Source organism: Kitasatospora sp. NPDC001603 (assembly GCF_040298365.1).
In the GTDB taxonomy this organism is placed as follows: Bacteria; Actinomycetota; Actinomycetes; order Streptomycetales; family Streptomycetaceae; genus Kitasatospora.
This window is the reverse complement of the sequence record NZ_JBEPAA010000193.1, coordinates 1-1353: the sequence shown is the minus strand read 5'-3', so window position 1 is coordinate 1353 and position 1353 is coordinate 1. Positions and strand designations below refer to the sequence as shown.

Genomic DNA, 1353 nt, shown 5'->3' with positions numbered 1-1353 from the left:
TGGCGCGGCCCCCCCGCCACTCCGCCCGGCCCCCAGGTGGGCCCACTTCCAAATAACCCGCCCCCCCCCCCCTTACGACACCCGGGTGACTTCCGCCGGGGGTCGGTGACGTACGCGGCGACGGCGGCCGGGGTCGAAGCCGCGGGAGTAATCCTGGGATTACTCGCCCGGGGTCGGCCCCGCCGGCACTTCGTGCAGGCGGTACCAGCCCGACCCGAGCACGCGCCGGCACGCCTGGTCGATGTCGGACCGGAGTTCGAGGTACGCGGCTTGCAGGTCCAGGAAGGGGACGTCCATGCGAGTGTCCGTTCGAGTGGCGGCTTGCGCCCGATGCTAGTCGCGGTTGATCGGCGATCGCAGGTGCACGCGGTCGATCTTGACGGCTGGCGAGAGGTGCGGGGAGGATCTGACCGACGCGGTCCACACGTGGCACCGCGATGCTGTTGTGGGCACAATCGTGCCGGTTGGTAGGATCGATCCACTAGTTCTAGAAATAATTTTGTTTAACATTAAAGAGGAGAAATTACATATGGGCAGCAGCCATCACCATCATCACCACAGCCAGGATCCGGGGGACGAAAACCTCTATTTCCAGTCGGTGAGCGGCGGCCCGGACCTCGCCCACCACACCGCCCGCACCCGGCTCGGGCCCTGGCTCGGTTCGGTCCCCGGCCCGGCGACGGGAGGGGCCACCACGGCCGCCGGGGGTGTCGAGATGGACCTGACCTGGCACGGCGGCGCGGACATCGATCCCGCCCGGCCCGGCAGCGAGCCGGTGGTGCAGGCCCTGTGCGGGCTGATGCACCTCCACGGGCAGGAGGCGGGACGACCGCGCCGGCTCGGGCTGGAAGCGGCCTCGGCCGCGGCCGGAGTGCTGGCCGGCCAGGGCGTCCTCGCCGCTCACGTGGGGCGCGCCCGTGGCATCCCGGTCGACGCCGTGGAGACCTCCGTGCTGCGCGCCGGCACGTTACTCGCCGGCCAGTACACCGCCGAGGCCACCTCCCCCGACCCGTGGGGACCCTCGGTCAAGGGGGACGGCGGCCCGCCGCCGTTCCGCAGCGCCGACGGACCCCTCTTCGAGATCGAGACCTTCGACCCCGCCCGCTGGCTCGCGTTCTGGCGCGACCTCGGCGTGGACACCGCCGTACTGGGCCGCGCCTGGACCGCCTTCCAGCACCGCTACCTCAAGGGCCACTGCCTGCTGCCCGCCGCACTGCACACGGCCGCGGCCGGCACGCCCTGGCCGCGGATCGTCGCGGCCGCTCAGGAGCACGGGCTCAGCCTGTCGGCGCTGCGCGGCTACCGGGACGTACTGGCCGAGCCGGGCTGGTCGCCGGGCCAGCCCCGGCTGGC

The 1353-nt window shown here is 72.1% G+C and carries 2 protein-coding genes; one reads left to right on the top strand and one right to left on the bottom strand.

The window, feature by feature from the left end; all coding sequences use genetic code 11:
• Positions 1-159: 159 nt before the first annotated feature.
• A complete protein-coding gene (locus ABT263_RS38785; RefSeq protein ID WP_351386714.1) occupies positions 160-297 on the bottom strand; it encodes a hypothetical protein in 138 nt (45 codons plus the stop codon).
• Between the two features lie 232 nt (positions 298-529).
• Between ABT263_RS38785 and ABT263_RS38780 the strand changes: the two genes are divergently transcribed.
• A partial coding sequence (locus tag ABT263_RS38780; protein WP_352298652.1) for a CoA transferase occupies positions 530-1353 on the top strand: 824 nt, incomplete at its 3' end.

What these genes read in the sequence shown, in the direction of transcription:
- ABT263_RS38785 (WP_351386714.1), bottom strand. Translation starts at nt 297, where the DNA reads ATGGACGTCCCCTTCCTGGACCTGCAAGCCGCGTACCTCGAACTCCGG.